Below are 25,528 nucleotides of genomic sequence, written 5' to 3'. Positions count from 1 at the left end.
GTCGTTGTCGTAACGCTTAAATCTGGTCGGTCAGTAGAGCAGTCTTTTCGTATCTTGCGTTTTTCCTTACCTCTGACGCAATGAAGAACAAAACCCCTGACCAGTCGGCCGGCCAATCGTCACGCCGGTCGTTTTTGAAAAAACTGGGCGTTGCCGGCACGGCTGTGGCCGCGGCTCCGGCGGCACTCGCCAAAACCCCCGCGGCCACTCCGCAGTACCTGAATCTGGTACGCAACCACGCCAGCACGGCCGCCAATACCAAACTGCGCATTGCCCTGATCGGTACGGGCGGCATGGGCATCGGCGATACGCAGACCGCGCTGATGGTCGATGGTATCGAGATGGTGGCTGCCTGCGACCTCTACGACGGCCGGCTGCGTCGGGCCAAAGAACTCTGGGGCGATGGCCTGACCGTTACCCGCGACTACCGCGAACTGCTCGAACGGAAGGACATCGACGCCGTGATCAATGCCACCACCGACCACTGGCATGAGAAAATCTCGTCGGACGCCATGCGCAAGGGCAAGCACGTGTACTGCGAGAAGCCCATGGTTCAGAAAGTCGAAGACGGCCACACGCTTATCAAAGTAGCCCGCGAAACGGGGAAGGTGTTTCAGGTGGGCAGCCAGTTTGGCAGCTCGCTGATCGTGGCTAAAGCCCGCGAACTCCTTAAAGCCGGCGATATCGGCGAGCTGGTATTTGCCGAAGCACAGTATGATCGCCACAGCGCCATGGGTGCCTGGCAGTACTCGATTCCGCCCGATGCTTCGCCCCAGACTGTCGACTGGGATACGTACCTGGGCAGCGCGCCCAAGCGCCCCTGGGATCCGCTCCGGTTTTTCCGCTGGCGCAATTACCAGGACTATGGCACCGGCATTGCCGGCGATCTATATGTGCACCTGCTAACCTCGCTGCACACCATTACCGGCTCCAAAGGGCCCAATCGCGTGTACTCGAGCGGGGGAATCCGGTATTGGAAAGATGGCCGCGACGTACCCGATATTCAGCTGAGTATCTACGACTACCCCAAAACGGCCGAGCATCCCGAGTTCAACCTGACTACCCGCTCGAACTTCGTTGACGGTGGGGGCGGGGGCTACCTGGTCCGGATCGTGGGCACCGAAGGCGACCTGTCGCTGGGCTTCGACTCGCTGACCGTGCGCCGGAATAAATTCCCGAAAGCGCCCGGCATGTCGATCGACAACTTTCCGAAAGACCAGAAGGATCTGTACGTGCAGGAGTACGCGAAGCTGTATCCCCCCAAGCCCGAACTCGATGGGCCGAAGGAGTTTAAATACACGTTTCCGAAAGACTACAAGGGCGACCGGTACGAACACTTTGCCAATTTCTTCAGCTCGATTCGCGACAAAACGCCGAACGTGGAAGATGCTACGTTTGGGCTGCGCGCCTGCGGGCCTACCCAGTGCGGCAACATGAGTTACTTCCAGAAAAAAGTGGTTGGCTGGGATCCAGTCAGCATGAAAATTCTGGGGTAGGAAGGAGAAGAAAGAGCATAGACAAGAGACGAAAGAATCGCGGTGAACGGTCTTTCTTCTCTTGTCTATTTCTTCTTTCGTCTATCTCTTCTTTTATCGGTTACCCGTAATACGCCTGCAGCCAGGCTTTCAGAAAAGCAGGCTGGGTCAGGCTTTTGAGCTGCTGTTTGATGGCTTTCACGTCGCGTTTGAGCGCGTTGACGGCCTCCCCAATGCTGATTTCCAGCCCAAACGTCGACTGTACGCTGGTTAGTGGCCGACTCAGCAGCGAGGCCATATACTGCTGCCGCTCCATCAACTCGTCAGTCAGCCGGTCGATCTGCTGTTTCAGAAGCTTGTTGTATTGCCGGAGCGGTTCATCGGCCAGGGCGTTGACGCGTTCCTGATCGAGTTCGCTCAGGGTGAGCTGCAACCGGAGCAACGCCATCAGATCGCCCTTCTCATAGGCTTCCGTAATCCGCTGCATAATGGCCGTTTTGCGTTCTTTTTCGGCTTCGTCGGGCTCGCGGTCGGGGTGGTAGGCTTTTACCAGGTCGCGGTATAACGTTCGGATCGTTCGGGTTGTCTGCTGCAGTTTGGCGGCCTGTTTGGCGTCACTGGCCTGCTGTTGCGCCGACTTCGCCTGTTCGGATTGGGACTGGCGCTGTTCCTGCGCGGCCTGCCGTTCCCGTACCTGCTGTTCGATGTAGGTCATCAGCTCCTCGGGCGATTCAAACGAGAGGTCGTCCAGATCGAGGCCATAGGTAGCCGCAGCCTGCTGCTTCATCTGCTCCAGTGGCTGAACGGCATCGTCGGCCTGGTCCATATCCTGCTGACTGTATTTGCCGACAATCGGACGCAGGTCGGCAAAGCCGTGGCGAAAGAGTAAATCTTCGCCCATATCGACAATCAGGCGGGCCAGCTTGCGCCGTTCGGGGCGGGTGGCCTCGGGGTTATCGTAATAGCGGTCGAAGAGCCGGACCAGGTCGGCACGAGACTGGTTGTAGGCGTTCAGCAACGGCAGGTAATCCTGCTGAATGCGTTGCTGCACGGCATCGACACTGGCGCGGTAGTCGGTCAGTTGTTTTTCAAGCTCGGCCACCCGGGCCGATAGCCGGTTAAACTCCTTTTGTACTTTCGACAGCGGTTTGGCGTTCGGCCCCGACAGGGCAATCCGAACGAGGTTGGTATCATTCGTCATCTACAGCTATAACCCCGCCGGCACCGTTTTGGTGTCCGGCGCTTTTTACAGCAAGGGGGATACCGACAGTCGTCAGTATCCCCCTTGCGTAGATCGATAAATACGCCCGGTAGAAACGCAACATGTTGCGTCTCTACCGGGCATATCACTGCGGTTACTGCCGCTCGCCGAGCAGGTTGAGCATGAAAGCGTATTCGAGAGCGATTTCCCTGAGCGCCTGAAAACGACCCGATGCGCCACCGTGACCGGCTTCCATATTGGTGTGCAGCAGCAACTGGTTGGTATCGGTTTTCAGGGTGCGCAGCTTGGCAACCCATTTGGCGGGCTCCCAGTACTGCACCTGCGAATCGTGCAGGCCCGTTGTCACGAGCAGGTTCGGGTAAGCCTGCTTGGTCACGTTGTCGTAGGGCGAGTACGACAGCATGTAGTCGTAATAAGCTTTGTTTTTGGGGTTGCCCCATTCTTCAAACTCACCCGTGGTGAGCGGGATGCTTTCGTCGAGCATGGTTGTCACCACGTCGACAAACGGCACGGCGGCCACCACGCCTTTGTAAAGCTGGGGGGCCTGGTTGATCACGGCACCCATCAGCAGCCCACCGGCGCTGCCGCCCATGGCAAACAGCTTGTCGGCAGCGGTGTATTTGTTCTTGATGAGGTAGTTCGATACGTCGACGAAATCGTTGAAGGTGTTTTTCTTCTTCAGCATCTTCCCGTCTTCATACCACCGGCGGCCCATTTCCTGCCCGCCCCGAATGTGGGCAATGGCGTAGATAAAGCCCCGGTCGAGCAGGCTCAGGCGCGTGGAGCTGAAGCCCGGATCGGTCGAATAGCCGTACGACCCGTAGGCATACTGCAGCAGCGGAGCGGTGCCGTCTTTTTTGGTGCCTTTCCGATACACGATCGAGACCGGCACCTGCACACCATCGCGGACAGTGGCGTAAACCCGCTCCGACACGTAATTGTCTTTGTTGAAGCCACCCAGCACCTCCTGCTGTTTCAGCAGTGTTTTGGTTTTGGTGTCCATGTTGTAGTCGAACGTCGACGATGGGGTCGTCAGCGACGAGTAGCCGAACCGCAGCACGCTGGTGTTGAAATCGGGGTTGTAGCCGATGCCCGCCACGTAGGCTGGTTCGCCAAAGTCGAGGTAGCTGTCGTCTTTGGCCGGATCGCCGGTTTGTTTCTGGCGGATAACCCGGATATTGGTCAGGCCCGCCTTGCGCTCGCCCAGTACGAGGTAGTTGGCAAACACATCCATATTGCCCAGATACACGTCGGGGCGGTGGGCAATCACTTCTTTCCAGTTGGCCCGGTCGGTGGTTTTGCCCTCAGGCACTTCCATCAGCCGGAAGTTTTCGGCGTTCCAGTTGGTGCGGACGTAAAACTTGTTCTGGTAGTGTACGATGTCGTATTCGTGGCCCTTCTGGCGGGGTAGAAACGACGTGAAAGCACCCGTCGGTTTGCTGGCTTCGAGCAGCATATACTCGGTGGCCACACCATTGTGGTCGGAGCTGATTTCGATGTATTTCTTCGACTTCGAGCGGCCCAGCCCCATGTAGTACTGGTTGTCTTTTTCTTCGAACACCAGCACGTCCTGTTTCGGATCGGTGCCCAGCACGTGGCGGTAAACCTGGTAGCCGAGCAGGGTCTGCGGGTCTTTCTTTACGTAGAACAGCGTTTTGTTGTCGGCTGCCCAGGCCACCGAGCCGCCCTCCGTATTCGGAATGGCTTCGGGGTAGACCTGGCCGGTTTTCAGGTTTTTGATGCGCAGCGTATAGAGCCGCCGGCTCACGGTGTCTTCCGAAAAAATGGCCAGTTCTTCGTTGTCCGAAATATCGTAGCCTCCCAGCTGGTAGTAGTTGTGTCCTTTGGCCAGTGCATTGCCGTCGAACATGATTTCTTCGGGCCCCTGCATCGAGCCTTTCCGGCGGCAGTAGATGGGGTACTCGCCACCCGTAATGAACCGCGTGTAGTAGTAATAATTGCCTTCCTTGTAGGGCACCGACTCATCCTGCTGCTTGATCCGCCCCTTCATTTCGTCGAAGAGTTTGGTCTGCAGGTCTTTGACGGGGGCCAGCACCTGATCGAGGTAAGCGTTTTCGGCATTGAGGTAGCTGATTACCTCCGGGTTTTCGCGTTCGTTGAGGTAGTAGTAATTATCCGTCCGTTTGTGGCCGTTGGTCACGAGTTCTTTCGGCTTCACAGCCGCTTTGGGCGGCACCGGGGTCTGAGCTTGGGTCATGCTGTACAGCGTGAGGGTGGTAATAAGGGTAAAACAGGTCTGTTTCATGGATGAGTTCAGCAGGCGGTTCGTAAAAATAAGCGATTGCTGCATCTTTGCCGGTATGATTCAACCCGAACTGGTGGTTGCCCGCTATACCGAGAACCTCAACTGGCTCCACAACCTGCCGGCCCATAAAACCCCCGCCGGCTGGTCGACGGGCCTGACCATTACCGTCTACGACAAAAGCCCCGACGGGTCGGGCGGTCCGCGCGCCATCCGTCTGCCCAACATCGGCCGCGAAGCCCATACCTACCTCCACCACATCGTGGAGCGCTACGACAGCCTGGCCGACTGGACCATTTTCTGCCAGGGCAAGCCGTTCGACCACGCCTTCGATTTCAAGAAAACCCTGCGTCAGTACAGCGAGCCCACCACGCTGGCCGACCTGACCGGGCCGCCGTTTCGCTGGCTGGGTCACCTCATCGACACCGACGATAACGCCGGCAACCGGCTGTTTCGGCCCTGGAGCAAAAACGAGAATGGGCGCGGCCTCGACCTGCTGGGTTTCCACCGCGCGCTGTTCGGTACCGATGGACCCGAACGCTACACCTTCGTGCTGGGTGCCCAGTTTGCCATTCACCGCGATGCCATCCGTCGGCAGCCGCTCGATTTCTACCGCAATGCCCTGTCCGTATCGGTCACGTTTCCCGATGCGGCTCACTGCTTCGAGCGGAGCTGGGACCGCGTGTTTGGCCTGGTTGGCCTCGACCCCGGCTGGCTGGCCGGCCGGGAAACCGTTTACCTGAAGCCCATGCGCCACCAGTCGCCCGAAGGGCCGCAGTAGTGGTTATTTTTTGCCCGACCTTAAACGAATACCGGCGTTCTGTTGTCTACTCATCAGGGCTCGGAAAACCAGGCTCTTTCCCTATATTTATTGACGAAACGTTACCCTCACTTTATGCACCGAACACGCTACGTGTCTTTGTTCCGGCTGGTCCTGTTAACGCTGGGTACGGCCGGTTTTTTTTCGCTCAGCAATCCCGAACGCATTTCGCTTGAAAAAGCGTTTGCCCGTATCAACAACGAGGTGATGAGCCACAGCCGGGCCTACGAAACCCTGGCCGACGCATCGAAACAGATTGGGCACCGGCTGACGGGCAGTCCCAACGGCGCCCGTGCCGAAACCTACGCCTTCGACCTGCTGAAATCGTACGGCTTCAAAGATGTTCAGTACGAACCGTTTGAAGTGGAGTCGTGGAGCCGCGATACCGTTACGCTGTCGGTGGTGCCCAACCGGAGCGATAATTTCCGCGAGGTGCCCGTGGTGGCCCTGGCCCACTCGCCCGTCGAAGCCCACGTGAAAGGCGAGATCGTCGACGTCGGCAACGGGCTCGAAGGCGACTTTGCCGGGCTGAAAGATAAAATCCGCGGCAAGGTGGTGCTGGTCAACATTGGTCTGGCGGCCCCTACCAAAGGCGCCCGCAACCTGCACCGGTCCGAAAAAACGGCGCTGGCCATTCAGTACGGGGCTACGGGTGTCATTATGGTCAATCTGGTGCCGGGCAACGTGCTGCTGACCGGTACGGCATCCGTAACGGGTAAGCTGATCCCGATTCCGTCGGTCTGCATTTCGCTCGAGAGTGGGCAGGCGCTGCGGAGCTGGATGGCCGATGAGCCCAGCCGCCTGCACGCGGTGATCGACATGACCAACAAGAGCCAGAAGATCCGGGCCCGCAACGTGATTGCCACGCTCAAAGGGTCGACCTACCCCGACGAGAAAATCATTGTGGGCGGCCACCTCGACTCGTGGGATCTGGCCACGGGGGCCATTGACAACGGCATCGGTTCGTTTGCCGTGATGGATATTGCCCGCACCTTCCGGACGCTTAAACTCAAACCTAAACGCACCATTCAGTTTGTGCTGTTTATGGGCGAGGAGCAGGGCCTGCTGGGGTCGCGTGCCATGGTTGAGAACCTCACCCGCCGGGGTGAACTCGATAAGGTGCGGTATATGCTCAACCTCGACATGACCAACGACCCCACGGGGCTCAACGCCTTCGGGCGACCCGATATGGTGTCGATGCTGACAACCATCGGCGACGTGATGAAGCAGACCGACCCGGCCTTTGGCAATCAGCTGCAGAATCAGGCCGGGCTGCACTCCGACCACCAGCCTTTCATGCTGCAGGGGGTGCCGGTGGTGGGCATGAATGGACACCTCGACCGAAACGTGCTCGATTGTTACCACGCCAACTGCGACCGCATCAACCTTGTCAACGCGGGACAGCTAAAAAATACCGTACGGTACTCAGCCATGCTGCTCTACGCCCTGGCCGATGCCGAAACCATTCCGACCCGTCGGCAGACCGACGCCCAAACCCGTGAGTATCTGGTAGGACAGGGGCTGCGAACCCCACTCCAGATTGCCAACGAGTGGCGCTGGGCCGACTAGGCCGGAGTGGTGCTGGTGGGGGCCGGTCTGCTGTCTGTTGAAAAAAGATGGCAGACCGGCCCCGCCGTTTGTGGTCGTTACGCGCCCGATTTTGTTACTTTGCATACGCCCATAACCCGTTTCACACCATGGCAAAAAACACGTTCCGGACACCCCCGCCCGGACAGGGTACGGGGCCGGCGCAGGCCCGCCGTAAACGCCGGCTGGCGTCGTGGCTGAACAGCTTTATCCGGCTCGACCGGCTTTTTGGTGAAGACAACGCCTGGCCGCTGCGCCACATCGACCGCATTCTGTGGGTCACGCTGCTGATCATCTTCTACATCTACTGCAACCACAACGCCGAGCGGCTCGTCCGCCGGATTCAGGCGACGCGGGTGCAGCTCGACGAAAAACGCTCGCAGGCCACCGTCATGCGCGCCAATTTCGACAAGAGCGGCCGGCAGTCGGAGATATCGCGCCGGGTATCGGCCCTTGGCCTGACCGGTAGTCAGACCCCGCCCCATAAAATCGTTGTCGACCATGTCGAACCATAAGGAACAGATCATTCAGCGGGCCGAGCACGTATCCTACGTGGTGTTTGCCCTGGCCATCTGCATTATGATGCGGCTGGTTTACGTGCAGTATTTCCAGACCTTCAAAGGCAAGCGCTGGAGCGAACGCGCCGAAGCCAAATACCAGCAGGATACCATCAAGGCCATGCGGGGCAACATCTACGCTCTCGACGGCAGTCTGATGGCTACCTCGCTGCCCTCGTATGTGGTAGGGCTCGATCCGACCATTGCCAAAGACGAGTACTTCAAAAAGAAAATCGACTCGCTGGGCCTGCTGCTGTCACGTATCTACAAAGACCGCTCACCCCGCGACTACGCCGATCTGGTACGCGATGCCCGCGCCAATGGCCGCCGATACGTGCTGCTCAACCGCCGGCGCGTGACCTTCGAAGAGCGGCAGATGATGCTCAAATGGCCTTTCTTCCGGTCGACCAATCGCGTGGCGGCCCGGGGTGGGGTGCTGCGACCCTATTACGAACGCTACCACCCGTTTGGCACCATGGCCGAACGGACTATCGGCAACCTCGACCCGGCTACCGGACGCGGGCAGCGGGGGCTTGAGGCCAGCTTTCAGCAGGCCCTGGCCGGCCACAACGCCGTGGGCCTGGTCGAAGTACTGTCGGGGGGCGTACGGAAACCCGTCGACGATGGCCCCGACATGAAGCCTGAGCCGGGCATGGATCTCTATACGACGATCGATGTCAACTACCAGGACATGGCGGAGTCGGCGCTGCGGACCACGCTCGAAAAATACAATGCGCTCAAGGGCTGCGTGATTGTGATGGAAGTGGCAACGGGCGAGATCAGGGCTATGGCCAACCTCAGCCGGACTACCGACAAAGCGGGCATGGTTAAGTACATCGAGAACTTCAACCACGCGCTGGCCGGCGGTACCGACCCTGGCTCGACCTTCAAGCTGGCCACCATGATGGCCCTGCTCGAGCGGAAAGCCATTACCCTGAACCAGACTGTGGCCACCGGCGACGGTCGGATCAAGTATAAAGGCGCCCTGATCTCCGACGCGCACCGGGTGGGCTTTGGCACCATAACGGCCCAGCAGGTATTCGAGAAATCATCGAACGTAGGGATTCACCTGCTCATGCAGCGCTACTTCTACAGCCGCCCCAACGACTACTGCCAGTTGCTGCGGCAGTTTCACCTGAACGCGCCGACGGGCATTCACATGCGGGGCGAGGTGTCGCCGTTTATGCGGAATCCCGATATGAAAGGCTGGAGCAAAACCTCACTGGCCTACATGGCTATCGGCTACGAGATGCGGCAGACCCCCCTGCAAATGCTGGCGCTTTACAACGCCGTGGCCAACAACGGACACTGGGTGCGCCCCATGCTGGTGAAGCAGGTTAAGCTGGCCAACGAAATCGTTGTGGACAATAAGCCTTACGTGCTGGCCGAACCCATCTGCTCGCCAACAACGCTGCGGCAGGTGCAAGACCTGTTGCGGGGCGTGGTGGTTCGGGGTACGGCCCGGCATATCGACAATCCTTACTATGCCATTGCCGGCAAAACCGGTACGGCGCAGAAAATCGAGAACGGGCAGTATCAGGTGGGAAAATACTATACTTCGTTTATTGGCTATTTCCCCGCCAACAAACCCAAATACAGCATGATTGCCATGGTCGACAGTCCGCAGGGCAACAACGTCGACCTGCTCTACGCGGGTGCGGTGGCTGCCCCCGTGTTTAAGGAAGTTGCCGACCGGATCGTGGCCTACGATGTCCGGATGCACGAGCCGGTGCGGGCGGGCAACCGGTCGCTGCCAACGGCGCCGGGCCTGCTGGCGGGGTATGCCGACGATCTGCATACCATTGGTTCAACAATCAACCTGAGCCAGTCGCCCAATGCCGAAGGCTGGATCGAAGCCACGCCCGGTGGCCGCTGGAAAGAGCGCCCGACGCGACCTGAGCAGGTACCCGATGTGCGGGGGCTGAGTTTGCGCGATGCCCTCTTTCTGCTCGAAAACCGGGGCTTCCGCGTTACGGTGCAGGGGCAGGGCAAGGTAAGTGTGCAGTCGATTGAGCCCGGAAGCCGCGCGCCGGGCGAAGGCCGTAAAGATATTATGCTCACCCTCAGTCCGGAACGACCGGTCGGAAAAACACCTAATTCGAATACCTGAGTATGAAACGTATCCTGATTATCATCGGCATTGTGGCCGTTGTGCTGCTGGCGGGCTTCTTCGCCCTGCGCAGCTGGACTAAATCGAAAAGCCCGGAGGCCGTAGCCGAAATAAGCCAGAATGGGCTGCAGGTGCGGGTCGACTACTGCCAGCCGTTTAAAAAAGGCCGCAAGGTTTTCGGCGGTCTTGTGCCCTATGGGCAGGTGTGGCGCACCGGGGCCAACGAAGCCACCGTGGTCGACTTCGATCAGAACGTCTTTGTGGCGGGGCAACCCCTCGACGAGGGTACGTATTCGCTCTGGACCATTCCGTCGGCCGATGGCTGGATCGCCATTTTCAACGCCGAAACGGGGCAGTGGGGTACCAACTACGATCAGACAAAAGACGTGCTGCGGGTGCCGATCGTGAGCCGGACCCGGCATCGGGTGGCCGAGCAGTTCTTTATCAACTTCATGCCCAGCGGAGACGGTACCGACATGACCCTGGGCTGGGATAAAACCGAAGCCATCATTCCGATCCGTAAGCGCTAGACTACTTACCGTCGGAATGAAAGTGCCATGAACGACAGCACGTCGGGCAGGCTCGTGCGCCAGTAGGTCCAGGTATGTCCGCCGTCGCGAACGCGGTATTCGTGAGCGATGGCCCGTTTGCCCAGTTCGATGTGAAGCATGGCATTGCCCTCGCTGAGGGCATCGTCGTCGCCACAGTCGATAAACCAGCGCACACGGGTCAAGTCGGTTGCCGGCGCCGACCGGGCCAGAATGATGGGGCTATTGCGTTTCCAAGTCAGCGTCAGGCGGTCGGCGCCCGATACGGGGCCACTCAGTACGGGGGCCAGCATCTGATTGTAGCGTTCGGCGGGCAGTGCCATCAGCATCTCGTCGGTGCGGGCCGATGCGCTCATGGCCCCACAGGCGCTGAACAGATCGGGGTGGTGCATGGCCAGCACGAGTGCGCCGAAACCGCCCATCGACAGGCCGGCTACCCCCCGAAACTGGCGCTGGGTGCGCGTGCGGAACGTGGAGTCGATGTGCGGAATCAGTTCCTGCACCACCATATCTTCATAACGTACCTTACTCTGGTAGTCGTTGATATACCACGATCCACCGGCATTGGGCATAACCAGAATCATAGGGGGCAGTTCGCCGGCCCGAATGCCGCTGTCGGCCAGCCGGTCGGCTTCGCCATATTGAATCCAGCTGGTTTCGTCGTCGCCATAGCCGTGAAGTAGGTACACAACCGGGTACCGGCGGTTTGAGGTATAATAATCGGGGGGCAGGTAAATGGAGTAGCGAACCGGTCGATTGAGCACCGAGCTATGTAGCAGCAGACTCTCGAGCAGTTGCGCCTGCGGAGCCGCCACTACCGGAACGGGGGTGTTGGCGGTCGGGTTGGTCAGCCGCTCCCGTCGGCGCGACTGTCCGTTGGCGGTTGGCAGCAGCAGGCCAGCCAGACACAAAACCAGAAGAAGGGTACGAATAGGCATACTGGGTTGGGCTGACAAAGTGAAAAAACTGGGTGTTTCTCCCGGTTTACTAACGTAGAAAGCGTCTGGCTTGTGTACGCAGGCCCGCTGCGTTTCGACGAGACTGTTACTGACCAGGCAGCAACGGTTGTCGAAGACAGGGAGCAGACGTCACCAGAAACGCAGTTCGTTTCGACATTTGTCCGGTAGTAAACGAATCGGGCGTTACCGCAAACAAATTTTGCTGTCGACGCCTTGCGAAATCAGTCTTAAATATGCCTACTTTCGGGCTTACTAATCCAAATGAAATCGGTACAGGTTTATGGCTAAACTACTTATCGTTGACGACGAGAAGTCTATTCGGGCCGCGCTGCGCGATATTCTCGAATACGAAGGCTACGAAGTAGACGAAGCCCGCGACGGTGAAGAGGGGCTGAACATGCTGCAGCGCACACAGTATGACGTGGCGCTGTGCGATATTTCGATGCCCAAACTCAATGGGCTGGAGATGCTCCAGAAAGCCAAAGAGACCAGTAAAGGCACGCAGTTCGTTATGATCTCGGCCTATGGCAATGTGGAAAACGCCGTCGAAGCCACCAAAAGCGGTGCCTTCGACTTCGTTACCAAACCACCCGATCTGAACCGGCTGCTGATTACCATCCGCAACGCCATTGAGCGGTCTAAGCTCGAGCAGGAAACCAAGACGCTGAAGAAGCGGATCTACAAGCTCAACGAAATCGTGGGCGACTCAGACCCGATCCGGCGTGTCAAGGAAACCATCAACCGCGTGGCGGCTACCGAAGCCCGCGTGCTGATTACCGGGGCCAACGGCTCGGGTAAGGAAATGGTGGCCAAGCAGATTCACGAAAAAGGCAGCCGTTCGGCCATGCCGCTCGTGGAAGTCAACTGCGCGGCCATTCCGAGCGAACTGATCGAGAGCGAGCTCTTCGGTCATGAGCGCGGGGCCTTTACCGGTGCCAGTGCCCGGCGTGTGGGTAAGTTCGAGCAGGCCGACGGCGGTACGCTGTTTCTCGATGAGATCGGCGATATGAGCCTGTCGGCGCAGGCCAAGGTGCTGCGGGCATTGCAGGAAAACAAGATTACCCGGGTTGGGGGCGATAAGGAAATAAAAGTCAACGTACGGGTCATTGCCGCTACCAACAAAGACCTCCGGCAGGAGATCGTTAACGGTAATTTCCGCGAAGACTTGTTCCACCGGCTAAGCGTGATTCTGATTCACGTACCGCCCCTGGCCGATCGACGGGTCGACATTCCGCTGCTGGTCGATAAGTTTCTGCAGGATATCGCCAACGAATATGGCGCGCCCCCGAAAGATTTGCTGCCCGATGCCGTAACCTACCTCCAGTCGCTGCCCTGGACTGGTAACGTGCGCGAACTGCGCAACGTGGTCGAGCGGCTCGTGATTATGTGTGGCGACGAAATCACGCTCGACGATGTACGGGCGTATGCCTAGGGCAATGCGTGATTGAGTGGTTGCGTGATTGAGTGAGTGCGCCCTTTCACTCAATGGCTCAACCACTCAATCACTCATTTACAACACCATCAGATTACACCCCCGTATGTCGGCGTTGTCGAAGCGGCCGATGACGCGGAACGAGCCATCGGTGCCGACGTACTGCCCCAGATCCTGGGTTTCGATAAACGAGCAGGAGTCGAGGTTCGCCAGGTCGATCACGTTGATGCCGCCCGTGCGGGTGTAGTCGGTGGGGTAGATGGCAAAGGGGTCGTTGATGTCGCGGAGTAGTACCCGCAGCGTGGGGCTGGGCGCAAAAACGCCTTCGCCGGTCGAGTAGGCCTGCGACAGCAGCTCGGTCATTCCGTATTCTGAATGAACCCGGTCGATACCCAGTTGGGTCGTGAGCAGCTGATGCACCTCGTCGCGGAGCAGCTCCTTGCGCCGACCTTTCATGCCGCCGGTTTCCATGACCGTCAGGGCCGGATGATGAGCCGTGGCCAGCCGGCCGGTGGCCGACTCCGCCCAGTCGAGCAGGCCAAACGTAACCCCGATCAGAAGCGTACGCTGCCCCTGCTGACCCAGGTGGGCCAGGCGGCTGGTCAGCTCCTGATGATCGTTGAGAAAAAAGCCCGACAGGGGGTGCCCCGAACGGGTCATAAATTGCCGGACCATATACACCAGCGACGAGTTATTTCGTTCAAGGTAAGACGGTAACAGAGCCAGTATGGCCAGCCTGTTGAGGGAGCCGTAAACCTGCTCGAAAATCCGGACGCAGACGTCGTCATACAGAGCCGGATCGGCTACATAATGCTGGCTGGTCTGCTCGCCCGTCGTGCCGCTGCTGGCAAAGGTCAGCAACTGGCCGGTCGTAGCCTGCGCCTGATCCAACCCCGACAGGATATGCTGGGTCTTGAAAAAGCCGATCGGCATAAACGGAATCCGGTCGGGCGCTGTTACGGTGTCGGGGCGAATCTGCAAGTGATGCAGGTAACGGGCGTAGACGGGATTGTGGGCGGCCTGGTAGCGGAAAACGGCCAGCGCCAGCGCATCGAAACCTGCCGGATCGACCGTCAGAATCTGAGCCCGGAGTGCGTGCCGCCAGGCGGCCGCGTCGGCAGGAAGCGAAAAAGAAAACGACAAAGTAACGTAAGCGTTTATTGCAACACGAGTACAACAGTATGCGACGGAAACAAATTCAACCGTACGGCCTGGCGCTGGGGCTGGCGCTTCTCCTGACGAGCTGCTTCAACGAGCCTAACTATGCCGACACGCCGGCTATTGAGTTCCGGGGCCTGTTCCGCTATACCATCGAAGCCGGTAAAGGCGTGGGGCAGTCGAAACGCGATTCGGTTGTGGTGACGGTTGGTTTTAAAGACGGCGATGGCAACATGGGCAACGATACGCCCGTGTCGAAAGCCGATTCGGCGCTGTATGCCAGCAACGGCGGCTGGGGCAACTACGAGATCCGCACGTTCCGGCTCGTCAACCGCCAGTATCAGGAAGTGATCCTGCCGATCAACAAAACGCTGTACTTTCCCGATCTGACCAAAAACAAACCGAAGGGGCCCATCGAAGGCACGCTCGATTTCAGTTCGACGTTTCCCTACGGCAATAGCTTTCAGTTGTTTCCGGTCAAATTCCAGATCCGCATCCGCGACCGGGCGCTCAACGTGAGCAATGTGATCGAAACCGACACCGTTACGGTGCCGTTTCCGCGCAACTAGCCCATCAGTCCTCGTCGATCTTGCCGCTCAGTACGATCCGGAACGTGGTGCCCTTGCCCACCTCCGAACTTTTAACAAACAGCCGGCCGCTGTGGTATTCTTCCACAATGCGCTTGGCCAGGGTAAGGCCCAGGCCCCAGCCCCGCTGTTTGGTGCTGAAACCGGGGTTGAACACCTTCTGCATGTTTGCTTTTGAAATGCCCTTACCCGTGTCGGTAATGTCGATGGCAATCTGCTGGTTCGGTAGGTTTCTCATGGTCAACCGCAACTCGCCCACACCTTTCATAGCGTCGACGGCGTTTTTGCAGATATTCTCGATGACCCACTCAAACAGCAGTTTGTTGATCCGCACCGTCTGATCGGCCGGAATCTGGCTCGTCAGACTCATCTTCACCTTGGTCGAAATGCGCCGGGCGAGGTAATCGGTAAACTGGCTCACCGTGTCGTTGATGTTTTCGGGTTTAAGGGTCGGTATGGAGCCGATACTCGAGAACCGGGCCGTAATGGTTTCGAGTCGCTGTACATCCTTCTGAATCTCATCGGTAATGGATTCATCGTACTGCGCCGGATCGGAGCGCATGTACTCGACCCACGCCATCAGCGACGACATGGGTGTGCCCAGCTGGTGAGCCGTTTCTTTGGCCAGCCCCACCCACACCCGGTTCTGTTCGGCCCGGCGCGATGAACTGAACGCCAGATAAGCCAGTACGCTCAGCGCCAGCAGAATGGTGAACAGAGCGTAGGGAAAGTAGGTAAGCTGTCGCAGCAGGGGTGAGTTGTTGTAATACACCAGCCCGCGCTCGCCATTGCCGATCTCGACCAGTACGGGTGAGTGGCGCTTCCGCATCTCAACAATCATCCGGCGCAGCTCCTGCTGTTTTTCCTGATCGCTCAGGCCGGCCGCCAGCGTAATGTTGTTGGGCTTGGCAATCTCGCCATTGGGGTCCACATAGATGGCCGGAATGGTGCGGTTGGCTTCCAGAATTTCGCTGGTCACAAACGTCAGATCGCCCGAACTTTCGTGGTTGGGATCGACCAGGTAAGCAATGCTTTTGGCATAGAGCTGCACATACTGCTCCTCGCGGTCTTCCAGCTTGTTGATCAGCCGGTTGGTATACAGCAGCGAAGCCGTACCGACCAGCAGCAGGTTGACCGCAATGATGATTTTCAGAACGTTATTCTGATTATAGATATCAAACGATTTAAGCATAGACGTGGAAAGAAACCACTGACAACCGGTGCCGATGGCGGCAGACAGGCACGATTCATGAACGATTAGCCGGGCAGGCCGCCTGCGCCCGATGGCGGTGAGCAGGCATAAAAATAGCCAGAACCGTGCCTAAACCGAACGTCTGACACCCCCTCTTTGTTACATACGCAAATAGGACGGAAGCCAGAAGAGTCAAACCAGTTTAGATGGATTCTAAATAAGGTGTCGGCGGTCAGCGCTTGTTTCCATGTCCGGTAATTGTGGCGTAATTTTGTGGTGGCCAGCGGCCATTAGCGTGTTTATCAATAATGTTAGATACCTTCCGATCAATTAGTTTATCGTACAAGACGGCTCCCCTCCGGATTCGCGATCTAATTGCACTAAACGAAGACGAGGCCAAACGGTTCATGCTTCGGCTGCGGGATTTCTTCACCCTGACCGATCTGCTCGTTATCTCGACCTGTAACCGCACGGAGGTGTATTATGCGTTCGACGGTGCCGCTACGCAGGGCGAAATCGGCAGCGAGATCGTTCGGCTGATGCTGATCGAGAAGGGGCTGACCGATACGGAGCAGTACGTTCCCTATTTTGAATTTTTCACCGATCACCAGGCCGCTGTCCGGCACCTGTTTGAGGTGAGTACCGGCCTGCACTCGCAGGTGGTCGGCGATATGCAGATTCCCAATCAGGTCAAGCATGCCTACCAGTGGTCGGCCGACCTCGATATGGCGGGTCCGTTTCTGCATCGGTTGATGCACACCATTTTCTTTACCAACAAGCGGGTCGCGCAGGAAACCTCGTTTCGCGATGGGGCTGCGTCGGTATCGTATGCATCGGTCGAGCTGATCGACGAGCTGGTGGGGCAGAAGCCCGATCCGGCGATTCTGGTGGTTGGGCTGGGCGAGATCGGTACCGATGTGTTCCGCAACCTCGAAGCCCGTGGCCTGCGCAACCTGACACTCATCAACCGAACACGCTCGAAAGCCGAAGCGCTGGCGCAGTCGACAACGTTCCGCGTGGCCGATTGGGCGGATCTGGCTGCCGAGATTCAGCGGGCCGACGTAATCATCTCGTCGGTGCAGCGCGACGAGCCCCTCATTACGCCGGCGTTTCTGGCGTCGGTCAACGTCGTTACGTTCAAGTATTTTATCGACCTCTCGGTACCACGCAGCATCGATGCCGCCATCGAGCAGATTGCGGGCGTACTGGTCTATAACATCGACCACATTCAGAGCCGCGCCGATGAGGCCCTCAACCGGCGTCTGGCGGCCGTGCCGCAGGTCGAAGCCCTCATCACCCAGTCGGTCGCTGAATTTGGCGACTGGTCGAAAGAAATGATGGTGTCGCCAACGATCAACAAACTCAAGAACGCCCTCGAGCAGATTCGGCGGGATGAGATTGCCCGGCACCTGAAACACCTGACTCCCGACGAATCGGAAAAAGTAGACCGGATCACGAAGGGAATCATGCAGAAAATCATCAAACTGCCGGTGCTACAGCTGAAAGCCGCCTGCAAGCGGGGCGAAGCCGAAACCCTGATCGACGTGCTCAACGACCTGTTCGATCTCGAAAACCAGCCCGCCGACGAGCATAAACGCTACTAGGTACCTCTCCGATATACAAAAAAGCGTCCCGGCCAGTGCACTGGCCGGGACGCTTTTTTGTGGCCTGAATACTCAGAAAACCCCCGGCCGGTTCATGGTCAGTCGGCTGATGGGCCGGTAGTCGGTAAACTGAATGGCGGGCGATACGTAGCCGGGTTTGATGGGTTCGGCCTTCACTAGATCTGTGCTGAGGTATTTTTTGTTGCTGTCGCACAGAATCGTGACCACCCGGGCCTGTGGCCCCATGGCCCGCTGCAGCTTGATGGCACCGATCAGGTTGGCGCCCGACGAAATGCCCACCGCCAGGCCGAGGTGTATGGCCAGCTGCTGGGCCATCAGAATAGCATCGCCGTCGTTGGCCTGTACCACCGGGTCGAGTTCGTCGAGCTTCAGAATGTCGGGAATAAATTCGTCGAAGAAGCCCTGAATGCGGTGGGTACCGGTTTTATAGCCTACCGAGAGCGTGGGCGATTCGGCGGGTTCGAGGGGGTGAATCCGGATGTCGGGCCGGCGCGATTTGAGGTAGCGGCCCACACCCATCACGGTGCCCCCCGTGCCCACGCCCGCTACAAACGCATCGGGGGTGACATCAACATTCTGCAGTTGCAGCCAGATCTCCTTACCGGTGGTAAGCCGGTGCGACTCGGCATTGAACTGGTTGGCAAACTGACGGGGCAGAAACACCGTCGGATCGCTGGCGGCCAGCGCTTCGGACCGGCGGATGGCACCCATAAAGCCGCCTTCTTCCTTCGTAAACAAGACGATGTCGGCGCCCAGGCTGCGAATGATGTCGATACGCTCCTGGCTGATGCCGGCCGGCATGATGATGGTGACAGGATGCCCCAGGGCACGGCCCACGGCGGCAAACGCAATGCCCGAGCTGCCACTTGTGGCTTCGACAATGCGGTCGCCTGGCCGGATGTGGCCGTGCCGGTAGGCCTGGTGCAGCACATGCAGGGCCATGCGGTCTTTCATGCTGCCGGTCAGGTTATAGTGTTCGCACTTGACATAGAGTGAGCGTTCCTGACCCTCATCGGTGTAGAACAGTTCGAGCATGGGCGTATTGCCGACCAGGTGCCAGAGGTGTTCGAATTTTTCCTGGGTCCGGGCCGTCAGCAGGCTGGCGTTGGGTGGTGTAGGCATACGGCGGGTCGTTACGGATAAACCGGTCGAAAGATACGGGTTGAGGGCGTAATCGGGCCGCTACGGATTGGGTCAGGGGCAAACTACGCGTCGATTTCCCGCGTTAATACCCTACAGGTCGGCGCGACGATTCATCCGCCGGCCACTAACCACCATGTCACGTTTACTTACGGTTTTACTGCGGCTATGCCTGCTGCTTGTGCTGGTAGCCGGCCTGATTGCACTCTGGGAGCAGGTGCGCGGGGCCGATCTGTTGCGTCGGTTCCGGCGCGAAGCCCCCGACACCCGGCAGATCGTGCTGAAAGAAATAACGACCCTGGGCCGCCTGGAACTGGTAAAATACACCTTCAAGGATATTGTCGAGCATGAACAGATCAACACACTGCTGCCCAATGCCAACGCCGTGCTGATTGTGGAAGGTGAAGCGACCGGTTGCCTGGATCTGGCGCGGGTAAGGCCCGGCGATATTACGGCCACGGCTGATTCCGTAACGATTCAGCTGCCCCTGCCGGAGCTGTGCAGCTGGAAGATCAACCACGACCGATCGCGGGTCTACGATACCCATTTCGCGTTTCTGAACGAGTCGCAGCTCGTGAGCGATGCCTACCGGCAAGCCGAGAAACAAATCAGACAGGCCGCCCTGTCGGGAGGGATTCTGGATCAGACCCGGCAGAATGCCGACCGGCTGCTCAAGCCGCTGCTGGAGCGTATATCGGGTAAAAAGGTAGGGTTTGTGTTCCCGGCAACAGACGGCTAGGGGCCCGCTTCCGGCAAAAATGGGTCAGCCCGCCCGTCTTAATGGGCCATTGGTTTGGTAAGCAAGCGCGCATATCGTTATTTCGACTATCTACTTTTCGTTTCTGCTCATGAACGCCAACAACTCGTCCGTGTCATCAGGAAGCCTACTGATTGCCGAGCCGTTTCTGGGCGACGGCAATTTCGTCCGCAGTGTTGTGCTGGTTTGTGAACATAGTGCCGCCGGTACGTTTGGGCTGGTGCTGAACCAGGCTACCGACCTGCAGCTGGGCGACGTGATCGATGATATCTATGCCGACCTGCCGCTGTTTGTGGGGGGGCCTGTGCAGCAAAATACCCTGCACTACCTGCACCGCCGGCCCGACCTGATCGAAGGGTCGATTCGGGTGGAGCCGGACCTGTACTGGAGTGGCGACTTCGAGCAGGTGAAGCAGGCCATTAATATCGGTACCCTGACGGGCGATGACATCCGATTTTTCCTGGGCTATTCGGGCTGGGACGGTGGCCAGCTGGAATACGAGATCGAACTGCGGTCGTGGATCATCAGCCGCACCACCAGCGATTTTCTGTTCAATACGCCAACCGACGATTTCTGGCGTGAGGTGCTGGAACAGATGGGTGGGCTCTATGGTGCCATTGCGCTCTACCCGACCGACCCCGGCCTGAATTAGCCAATGCCGGGGTCCGTCGGAAGCCTGAAGGGCGTGGCCGGACCAACCGGGCGGGTGCGACATCTTAACTTTTTTTAACCAATTTTGCAGGCTGAAAACGCGTTATCGAACGACATCGTTTTCATTTATCTGTCCTGTATGCACACGTCCCGACTTCTCCTCTTTACCCTGCTGCTGACCGCACCGTTTCTGACGAAAGCCCAAAGTAATAACCCACACGGTGGCCATTTTGGCGTTAAGCTGGGCGGTTCGCTGACCCGAATCAGTATCTCGGGTACGTCGGCCAACATTCCGAAGCAGAAGCTCGATCCGGTGCTGGGCGTTATGTATCGCTACCGCATCAACAAGTTTGTGGTGCAGCCTGAAGTGCTGTTACAGATCAAGGGTGGCACCTTCCAGACCGAGCAGGTAGGGGGTCGAACAACCACCAAAGTCAATTACCCCTACGTGAGTGTGCCGCTGCTGCTGGGCTATATTCCAACCGAAGGGCTTACGCTGCAGGCCGGGCCGGAGTTTAGCTACGCCCTCAACGCGGGTAAGTCGGGCGGCCCGGGCTTGTCGACCGACGTGGGAGCCGTGGTGGGTGCCCACTACGATTTTCTGGACATGCTCGATAAGTTTAGCCTGCACGTACGCTATGTGTATGGCTTCGCCAATGTATCGCCCGAGCCAACGGCAACCTACAACAACCGGGTTTTTCAGGCGGCCATTGTGTATAACCTGTACCCCAAGAAAAAGCGGTAAGCCATCCGCAGGCGACCTGACGGGTCGCCTGCCCCAACCCGATTTGCCGTATGCTGTCTGATTTCGGTTTTATACTGCTGTTTATCCTGGCGGCCTTCGCGTTTATCGCCCTGGTGCTGTTTGGTGCGAGCCTCCTGCGGCCCAACCGCCCGAACGTTGAAAAAAACAGCACCTACGAATCGGGCGAAGAGCCGGTGGGCAATGCCAACGTACAGTTCAACACCCGGTTCTACGTCGTAGCGCTGGTGTTCGTGCTGTTCGATGTCGAACTGGTATTTCTGTTCCCGTGGGCAACTGTTTTCGGGCAGGCGCGGTTGATTGAGGAGACGGGGGGCCTGTGGGGTTGGTTTGCGCTAACCGAAGTGGTGCTCTTTGTGGTAATACTGGCCCTGGGGCTGGCCTACGTCTGGGCTAAGGGATACCTCGACTGGGTGAAACCCCGACCCACGGTTCCTACCGTCGATACGCCCGTACCGACCGACCTCTACCGGGCTGTCAACGAAAAATACCGGCGCTGACCGCCGTTTCGACCAACCGTTATGACTCCATCAACCGATAAATCCGGCGACGCGGGCGTGATGCTGATCCGTTCCGAAGAACTGCTGAACTGGTCGCGCGAGAAATCGCTCTGGCCGCTGACGTTTGGGCTGGCCTGCTGCGCCATCGAGATGATCGGGGCCATGGCGTCGAACTACGACCTGGAACGGTTCGGTATCTTTCCGCGCCCCTCGCCCCGGCAGGCCGACATCATGATTGTTTCGGGTACAGTGACCTATAAAATGGCCGACCGTATCCGGCGGCTCTATGAGCAGATGGCGGAACCCCGCTACGTGATTTCGATGGGTTCCTGCTCCAACTGTGGCGGGCCCTACTGGCAGCATGGCTACCACGTAGTGAAAGGCGTTGACCGCATTATTCCGGTCGATGTGTACGTGCCGGGCTGCCCGCCCCGCCCCGAAGCCCTGATCGACGGGTTTCTGAAACTGCAGGAAAAAATCCGGACCGAGCACCCGTTGCTGGGCAACAAAGAAATCGTACTTTCGGCCGATAGACCCGCCGACGCCGATGCGGCCGGGTCGCGCGCCTGATGACCTACCTCCTGACCGCTCTGCGTCAGACTATCGACTCGCTTCGAATGGTCTGGCTGATCTACGGCATGACCCTGGTGCTGGGACTGCTGGTGGCCCTGCCCACCTACAGCATGATCCAGACCGAAGACCAGGATTCGCTGGCGTTTCTGCGCCTGCTCGACGGTTTCGACTACACCGTAGTTACCGACTTTCTGAGTCGCAGTGGCGGGGCCGTGAAGGCGCTGCTGGGCGTGGTGCGCTGGGTGAACCTCACCTATCTGTTTCTTACCATTTTTCTGGCGGGCGGCATTCTGCTCCGGTTTGCGCAGCTGACCGGTTTGCCGGGCCAACCCGTGGGCTCCGACAGCCGCTTTGCGGCCGGTGCGTTCTGGCAGGGCTGCAGCCTGTATGTCGGGCGTATGCTGGGCGCATTTGGCGTTACGCTGCTGTTTGTGGTGGTGAGTGCCGTGATCTGGCTGCTGGTGGGCATTCTGCTCGGTGCGGGCCTGTCCGACGCGTACTCGGAGCGGGGTGTATTCTGGCTCAGTGCCGGTGCGTTCGCCGGGTTTGCCCTGACGGCTACGCTGCTGCTCTGCATCGGCGATATGGCCAAAGTGCTGCTCGTGCGCAACGACGCGCGGGGGGCTTTCCGGGCCTTTGGGCTGGCCGGCCGCCTGGTGTTCCGCAACCTGGCGACTACCTATGGCAGTTATCTGCTGCTGATAGGAATCGGTACGGCCCTGTTCGGCCTGTATTTTGGGGTCGAAAGCCTGCTGGGCGCTGGGGGCTGGCCTGGCATACTGCTGCTGTTTCTGGTACAGCAGGCGCTTATTTTTGCCCGGACGGGACTCAGAATCTGGTGGCTCGGCACGGCTTGGCAAGCAGGGGAGTACCTGCCGCGGCCGGTAGCACCGGCGCCAGCACCCGTTCTGCCGGAACCTCTCGCTCCCTCGCCCGACGATCAGCCGCGACCGTTGGCCGATTAGGCGATTGGCGGCTTTTCCCCAATCTTCTCCGGCCGCTTCGTATACTTGTGGATAAATTAGACCCTTCTTCGTCCATTGTCCATAGTATATGGCTGTTCCTGCTCCCGTTTCTGATTCACGACCCGCAGCCGTCGGGCTTTTTAGCCTGCCGGTTATCGTAGCGGCCCTGGGTTACTTTGTCGATATCTACGACCTGCTGCTGTTCGGCATTGTGCGCGTCCCCAGCCTGAAAGACCTCGGCCTGACAGCCGAGCAGATTTCAACCGTGGGTACCTCGATTATGAACTGGCAGATGGGTGGTTTGCTCATCGGTGGTATTCTGTGGGGCGTGCTGGGCGATAAACGCGGCCGGCTGTCGGTGCTGTTTGGCTCCATCATTACCTACTCCATTGCTAACATCGCCTGCGGGTTTGTCAAAAGCGTGACGTTTATGGAGCCGACTACCTACTACGCCCTCATGCGGTTTGTGGCCGGGGTAGGGCTGGCGGGTGAGCTGGGGGCCGGTATCACGCTGGTGAGCGAGGTGTTGCCCAAAGAAAAACGCGCCATTGGAACCTCACTGGTAGCGGGCATCGGCCTGTCGGGGGCCGTTGTGGCGTATTTCACCGTCAAGCTGTTCGACTGGCAGACGGCCTTTCTGGTGGGTGGAGGACTTGGCATCGGGCTGCTCATGCTCCGCGTTGGTGTGGTCGAGTCGGGTATGTTTAAAGGACTGGCCGAGCAGACGGGCGTGAGCCGGGGCAATTTCTTTGCGTTCTTCACCAGCCGCGACCGCTTGAGCCGCTACCTCAAGTGCATCGGCATCGGACTGCCCACCTGGTTTGTGATCGGGATTCTGGCCACCTTCGCCAACGAGTTTGGCAGGGCGCTCGGCATTGCTGAAGAGATTCAGCCCGGGCTGGCCATCATGTGGTGCTATGTAGGGCTGGCTGCGGGCGATCTGGCCAGCGGGTTCATCAGCCAGGCCATGGCATCACGCAAGAAAGGCGTCGCGCTGCTGATGGCCGTCGCCCTCGTGTTTAGCGTAATCTTCCTGTTTGGGGGCGTCAGGAGTGCCGTAGCCCTCTACGCCCTATGTCTGGCGGCCGGTTTCGGTATTGGCTACTGGGCCATGTTTGTTACCATCGGGGCCGAGCAGTTCGGCACTAACCTGCGCGCCACGGCGGCTACCACGGTGCCCAACATGGTACGTGGGCTGGTGATTCCGATGACGCTGACCTACCAGGCCCTCAAGCCGTCGCTGGCCGAAATCAATGCCGCTGCCGTGGTGGGCCTGATTGCGTTCATACTGGGCTTCTACGCCATCCTGACTATTCCGGAAACGCACGGCCGCGACCTCGATTTTCTGGAAGACTGATGCAGACACAATCGGTTTCCGACGTGCGGCCGTCGCTCCGGCCGTTGCTCGCCCTGCCCGTGATCGTATCGGCGCTGGGGTTCTTCGTCGATGTCTACGATATGCTTATTTTCAGCATCGTGCGGGTGCCCAGTTTGCAGTCGATGGGGTTTTCGGCCGCCGAGGTGTCGACCGCAGGAACCTTTATTCTCAACTGCCAGCAGGCTGGCCTGGTGCTGGGCGGCTTTCTGTGGGGTATTCTGGGCGATAAGCGCGGCCGTATGTCGGTGCTGTTCGGTTCGATCCTGACCTATTCGCTGACCAACATTGCCTGTGGGTTTGTCAACGACGTAAATACCTACGCCCTGCTGCGGTTCGTGGCGGGCGTCGGGCTCTCGGGTGAGATTGGCGCGGCCATGGTGCTGGTATCTGAAATTCTGCCCAAACAGATTCGGGGCTATGGGTCAGCGCTGGTGGCCGGTATTGGCTACCTCGGTGCGGGTGTGGCCTACCTGACGGTTGAATACTTCGACTGGCGAACCGCGTTCTGGGTCGGCGGTGGGCTGGGGCTTGCCCTGCTGCTGCTGCGCGTGCGTGTGTTCGAATCGGGTCTGTTCAGCCGGCTCAAAGCCGGGAACGGGCACACGAGCCGGGGCGACTTTCGGTATTTCTTCCGGAGCTGGCCCCAGTTCCGGAAGTACCTGCGCTTTGTCTCGATCGGGGTGCCCACCTGGTTCATTGTGGGTATTCTGGCCACGTTTGCCAATGAACTGGGCGAGGCTCTGAGCATTGCCGGGGGTGTGAAGCCCGGGCGCTGTGTGATGATGATTTACGTGGGGCTGGCCGGTGGCGACCTGCTCAGCGGTCCGCTCAGTCAGTGGCTGCGGTCGCGCATCAAAGCCATCACCGGGCTGCTGGTGTGCAGTATGGCCCTGAGTGGCGTTTACCTGTTCGGCGGTATACAGACGGCAGAGGGTATCTACACCGTGTGTCTGCTGGCCGGTTTCTGCACGGGCTACATTGCCATGTACCTGACCATGGTAGCCGAAAGCTACGGCACCAACCTGCGCAACACGGCCACAACCTCGGTGCCGAGCGTTGTGCGCGGGGTGCTTATTCCGATGACGCTGCTGTTTCAGGCCCTGAAACCATCGGTCGGCGCGCTGGCAGCCGCCGGCCTGATTGGCGGGCTGGTCTATGGGCTGGCGTTCTGGTCGCTGAGCCGGCTCGACGAAACGTTTGGCCGCGACCTCGACTTTATTGAGCCCAACACCGACCGGGTCGCCGAAGACAGGGCGGTGGTGTAGG

The 25,528-nt window shown here is 58.8% G+C and carries 23 protein-coding genes; 17 read left to right on the top strand and 6 right to left on the bottom strand.

The annotated features are described in order from the left end of the window. The first annotated feature begins 80 nt into the window (after positions 1–80). Positions 81–1,496 (top strand): Gfo/Idh/MocA family protein, encoded by a 1,416-nt coding sequence (locus tag ACYVAC_RS21865; protein WP_461099952.1) that lies wholly within the window; start codon positions 81–83, stop codon positions 1,494–1,496. Between the two features lie 100 nt (positions 1,497–1,596). Here ACYVAC_RS21865 and ACYVAC_RS21860 read toward each other — a convergent pair whose 3' ends face one another. Both ACYVAC_RS21860 and ACYVAC_RS21855 read right to left on the bottom strand, forming a co-directional pair. Further along, positions 1,597–2,676 (bottom strand): J domain-containing protein, encoded by a 1,080-nt coding sequence (locus ACYVAC_RS21860; RefSeq protein WP_461099951.1) that lies wholly within the window; start codon positions 2,674–2,676, stop codon positions 1,597–1,599. Between the two features lie 154 nt (positions 2,677–2,830). Beyond that, entirely contained in the window at positions 2,831–4,963 is a 2,133-nt protein-coding gene (locus ACYVAC_RS21855; RefSeq protein ID WP_461099950.1) for a S9 family peptidase, read from the bottom strand. A gap of 55 nt (positions 4,964–5,018) precedes the next feature. Here ACYVAC_RS21855 and ACYVAC_RS21850 point away from each other — a divergent pair, with 55 nt between their 5' ends. The 5 genes from ACYVAC_RS21850 to ACYVAC_RS21830 all read left to right on the top strand — a co-directional run bounded on the left by ACYVAC_RS21850 (position 5,019) and on the right by ACYVAC_RS21830 (position 10,564). Then, positions 5,019–5,741, top strand: a complete 723-nt coding sequence (locus tag ACYVAC_RS21850; protein WP_461099949.1) for a DUF3431 domain-containing protein — start codon at positions 5,019–5,021, stop codon at positions 5,739–5,741. A 114-nt stretch (positions 5,742–5,855) separates the two neighbouring features. Then, complete coding sequence (locus tag ACYVAC_RS21845; protein ID WP_461099948.1) at positions 5,856–7,349, top strand: M20/M25/M40 family metallo-hydrolase; 1,494 nt, start codon at positions 5,856–5,858, stop codon at positions 7,347–7,349. 128 nt (positions 7,350–7,477) lie between these two features. Beyond that, positions 7,478–7,882 carry an FtsL-like putative cell division protein gene (locus ACYVAC_RS21840; protein ID WP_461099947.1) on the top strand — a complete coding sequence of 135 codons (405 nt, stop codon included), beginning with the start codon at positions 7,478–7,480 and terminating at the stop codon, positions 7,880–7,882. After that, complete coding sequence (locus ACYVAC_RS21835; RefSeq protein ID WP_461099946.1) at positions 7,869–10,034, top strand: penicillin-binding protein; 2,166 nt, start codon at positions 7,869–7,871, stop codon at positions 10,032–10,034. Before ACYVAC_RS21840 ends, ACYVAC_RS21835 begins: the two co-directional genes overlap by 14 nt. A gap of 2 nt (positions 10,035–10,036) precedes the next feature. Next, the gene (locus ACYVAC_RS21830) at positions 10,037–10,564 is read left to right on the top strand and encodes a DUF2911 domain-containing protein (protein ID WP_461099945.1); all 528 of its coding nucleotides are present in this window, start codon (positions 10,037–10,039) and stop codon (positions 10,562–10,564) included. Between the two features lie 5 nt (positions 10,565–10,569). On the opposite strand, the gene ACYVAC_RS21825 is transcribed toward ACYVAC_RS21830, so the two are convergent. Continuing rightward, a complete protein-coding gene (locus tag ACYVAC_RS21825) occupies positions 10,570–11,520 on the bottom strand; it encodes an alpha/beta hydrolase (protein ID WP_461099944.1) in 951 nt (316 codons plus the stop codon). 301 nt (positions 11,521–11,821) lie between these two features. Between ACYVAC_RS21825 and ACYVAC_RS21820 the strand changes: the two genes are divergently transcribed. Continuing rightward, positions 11,822–12,973, top strand: coding sequence for a sigma-54-dependent transcriptional regulator (locus ACYVAC_RS21820; protein ID WP_461099943.1), 1,152 nt, complete (start codon positions 11,822–11,824; stop codon positions 12,971–12,973). 78 nt (positions 12,974–13,051) lie between these two features. Here ACYVAC_RS21820 and ACYVAC_RS21815 read toward each other — a convergent pair whose 3' ends face one another. Next, positions 13,052–14,116 carry an acyl transferase gene (locus tag ACYVAC_RS21815; RefSeq protein WP_461099942.1) on the bottom strand — a complete coding sequence of 355 codons (1,065 nt, stop codon included), beginning with the start codon at positions 14,114–14,116 and terminating at the stop codon, positions 13,052–13,054. A 38-nt stretch (positions 14,117–14,154) separates the two neighbouring features. Here ACYVAC_RS21815 and ACYVAC_RS21810 point away from each other — a divergent pair, with 38 nt between their 5' ends. After that, the gene (locus tag ACYVAC_RS21810; RefSeq protein WP_461099941.1) at positions 14,155–14,700 is read left to right on the top strand and encodes a hypothetical protein; all 546 of its coding nucleotides are present in this window, start codon (positions 14,155–14,157) and stop codon (positions 14,698–14,700) included. 4 nt (positions 14,701–14,704) lie between these two features. On the opposite strand, the gene ACYVAC_RS21805 is transcribed toward ACYVAC_RS21810, so the two are convergent. After that, a complete protein-coding gene (locus ACYVAC_RS21805; protein WP_461099940.1) occupies positions 14,705–15,910 on the bottom strand; it encodes a sensor histidine kinase in 1,206 nt (401 codons plus the stop codon). 308 nt (positions 15,911–16,218) lie between these two features. On the opposite strand from ACYVAC_RS21805, the gene hemA reads away from it, so the two are divergent. Continuing rightward, positions 16,219–17,514, top strand: a complete 1,296-nt coding sequence (hemA, locus tag ACYVAC_RS21800) for a glutamyl-tRNA reductase (RefSeq protein WP_461099939.1) — start codon at positions 16,219–16,221, stop codon at positions 17,512–17,514. A 72-nt stretch (positions 17,515–17,586) separates the two neighbouring features. Here the strand turns inward: hemA and ACYVAC_RS21795 are convergent, their stop codons facing one another. Continuing rightward, positions 17,587–18,657, bottom strand: a complete 1,071-nt coding sequence (locus ACYVAC_RS21795) for a PLP-dependent cysteine synthase family protein (protein ID WP_461099938.1) — start codon at positions 18,655–18,657, stop codon at positions 17,587–17,589. A 154-nt stretch (positions 18,658–18,811) separates the two neighbouring features. Between ACYVAC_RS21795 and ACYVAC_RS21790 the strand changes: the two genes are divergently transcribed. The 8 genes from ACYVAC_RS21790 (at position 18,812) to ACYVAC_RS21755 (ending at position 25,527) form a co-directional block, all read left to right on the top strand. Beyond that, complete coding sequence (locus ACYVAC_RS21790) at positions 18,812–19,414, top strand: DUF4230 domain-containing protein (RefSeq protein ID WP_461099937.1); 603 nt, start codon at positions 18,812–18,814, stop codon at positions 19,412–19,414. 109 nt (positions 19,415–19,523) lie between these two features. Continuing rightward, the gene (locus ACYVAC_RS21785) at positions 19,524–20,084 is read left to right on the top strand and encodes a YqgE/AlgH family protein (RefSeq protein WP_461099936.1); all 561 of its coding nucleotides are present in this window, start codon (positions 19,524–19,526) and stop codon (positions 20,082–20,084) included. Between the two features lie 138 nt (positions 20,085–20,222). Beyond that, positions 20,223–20,828, top strand: a complete 606-nt coding sequence (locus ACYVAC_RS21780; protein ID WP_461099935.1) for a porin family protein — start codon at positions 20,223–20,225, stop codon at positions 20,826–20,828. 50 nt (positions 20,829–20,878) lie between these two features. After that, entirely contained in the window at positions 20,879–21,346 is a 468-nt protein-coding gene (locus tag ACYVAC_RS21775; RefSeq protein WP_461099934.1) for an NADH-quinone oxidoreductase subunit A, read from the top strand. Positions 21,347–21,367: 21 nt separating this feature from the next. Next, positions 21,368–21,916, top strand: a complete 549-nt coding sequence (locus tag ACYVAC_RS21770) for an NADH-quinone oxidoreductase subunit B (RefSeq protein WP_461099933.1) — start codon at positions 21,368–21,370, stop codon at positions 21,914–21,916. Next, entirely contained in the window at positions 21,916–22,884 is a 969-nt protein-coding gene (locus ACYVAC_RS21765; RefSeq protein WP_461099932.1) for a hypothetical protein, read from the top strand. The genes ACYVAC_RS21770 and ACYVAC_RS21765 overlap by 1 nt, the downstream gene beginning before the upstream one ends. Before the next feature lie 88 nt (positions 22,885–22,972). Next, positions 22,973–24,241: an MFS transporter gene (locus ACYVAC_RS21760; protein WP_461099931.1), complete on the top strand. Its 1,269-nt coding sequence runs from the start codon at positions 22,973–22,975 to the stop codon at positions 24,239–24,241. Continuing rightward, complete coding sequence (locus tag ACYVAC_RS21755; RefSeq protein ID WP_461099929.1) at positions 24,241–25,527, top strand: MFS transporter; 1,287 nt, start codon at positions 24,241–24,243, stop codon at positions 25,525–25,527. The genes ACYVAC_RS21760 and ACYVAC_RS21755 overlap by 1 nt, the downstream gene beginning before the upstream one ends. The last annotated feature ends 1 nt before the right edge of the window (position 25,528 follow it).

The sequence above is a fragment of the Spirosoma luteolum genome, assembly GCF_054778875.1.
Note: the sequence above shows the minus strand (reverse complement) of the source record. Positions and strands in the feature narration are given on the sequence as shown.

Coding starts and splice junctions, on each gene's coding strand:
- ACYVAC_RS21810 (WP_461099941.1), top strand. CDS start 14,155: ATGCGACGGAAACAAATTCAACCGTACGGCCTGGCGCTGGGGCTGGCG.
- ACYVAC_RS21820 (WP_461099943.1), top strand. CDS start 11,822: ATGGCTAAACTACTTATCGTTGACGACGAGAAGTCTATTCGGGCCGCG.
- ACYVAC_RS21755 (WP_461099929.1), top strand. CDS start 24,241: ATGCAGACACAATCGGTTTCCGACGTGCGGCCGTCGCTCCGGCCGTTG.
- ACYVAC_RS21760 (WP_461099931.1), top strand. CDS start 22,973: ATGGCTGTTCCTGCTCCCGTTTCTGATTCACGACCCGCAGCCGTCGGG.
- ACYVAC_RS21845 (WP_461099948.1), top strand. CDS start 5,856: ATGCACCGAACACGCTACGTGTCTTTGTTCCGGCTGGTCCTGTTAACG.
- ACYVAC_RS21830 (WP_461099945.1), top strand. CDS start 10,037: ATGAAACGTATCCTGATTATCATCGGCATTGTGGCCGTTGTGCTGCTG.
- ACYVAC_RS21805 (WP_461099940.1), bottom strand. CDS start 15,910: ATGCTTAAATCGTTTGATATCTATAATCAGAATAACGTTCTGAAAATC.
- ACYVAC_RS21785 (WP_461099936.1), top strand. CDS start 19,524: ATGAACGCCAACAACTCGTCCGTGTCATCAGGAAGCCTACTGATTGCC.
- ACYVAC_RS21855 (WP_461099950.1), bottom strand. CDS start 4,963: ATGAAACAGACCTGTTTTACCCTTATTACCACCCTCACGCTGTACAGC.
- ACYVAC_RS21860 (WP_461099951.1), bottom strand. CDS start 2,676: ATGACGAATGATACCAACCTCGTTCGGATTGCCCTGTCGGGGCCGAAC.
- ACYVAC_RS21765 (WP_461099932.1), top strand. CDS start 21,916: ATGACCTACCTCCTGACCGCTCTGCGTCAGACTATCGACTCGCTTCGA.
- hemA (WP_461099939.1), top strand. CDS start 16,219: ATGTTAGATACCTTCCGATCAATTAGTTTATCGTACAAGACGGCTCCC.
- ACYVAC_RS21825 (WP_461099944.1), bottom strand. CDS start 11,520: ATGCCTATTCGTACCCTTCTTCTGGTTTTGTGTCTGGCTGGCCTGCTG.
- ACYVAC_RS21790 (WP_461099937.1), top strand. CDS start 18,812: ATGTCACGTTTACTTACGGTTTTACTGCGGCTATGCCTGCTGCTTGTG.
- ACYVAC_RS21850 (WP_461099949.1), top strand. CDS start 5,019: ATGATTCAACCCGAACTGGTGGTTGCCCGCTATACCGAGAACCTCAAC.
- ACYVAC_RS21795 (WP_461099938.1), bottom strand. CDS start 18,657: ATGCCTACACCACCCAACGCCAGCCTGCTGACGGCCCGGACCCAGGAA.
- ACYVAC_RS21840 (WP_461099947.1), top strand. CDS start 7,478: ATGGCAAAAAACACGTTCCGGACACCCCCGCCCGGACAGGGTACGGGG.
- ACYVAC_RS21835 (WP_461099946.1), top strand. CDS start 7,869: ATGTCGAACCATAAGGAACAGATCATTCAGCGGGCCGAGCACGTATCC.
- ACYVAC_RS21775 (WP_461099934.1), top strand. CDS start 20,879: ATGCTGTCTGATTTCGGTTTTATACTGCTGTTTATCCTGGCGGCCTTC.
- ACYVAC_RS21780 (WP_461099935.1), top strand. CDS start 20,223: ATGCACACGTCCCGACTTCTCCTCTTTACCCTGCTGCTGACCGCACCG.
- ACYVAC_RS21770 (WP_461099933.1), top strand. CDS start 21,368: ATGACTCCATCAACCGATAAATCCGGCGACGCGGGCGTGATGCTGATC.
- ACYVAC_RS21865 (WP_461099952.1), top strand. CDS start 81: ATGAAGAACAAAACCCCTGACCAGTCGGCCGGCCAATCGTCACGCCGG.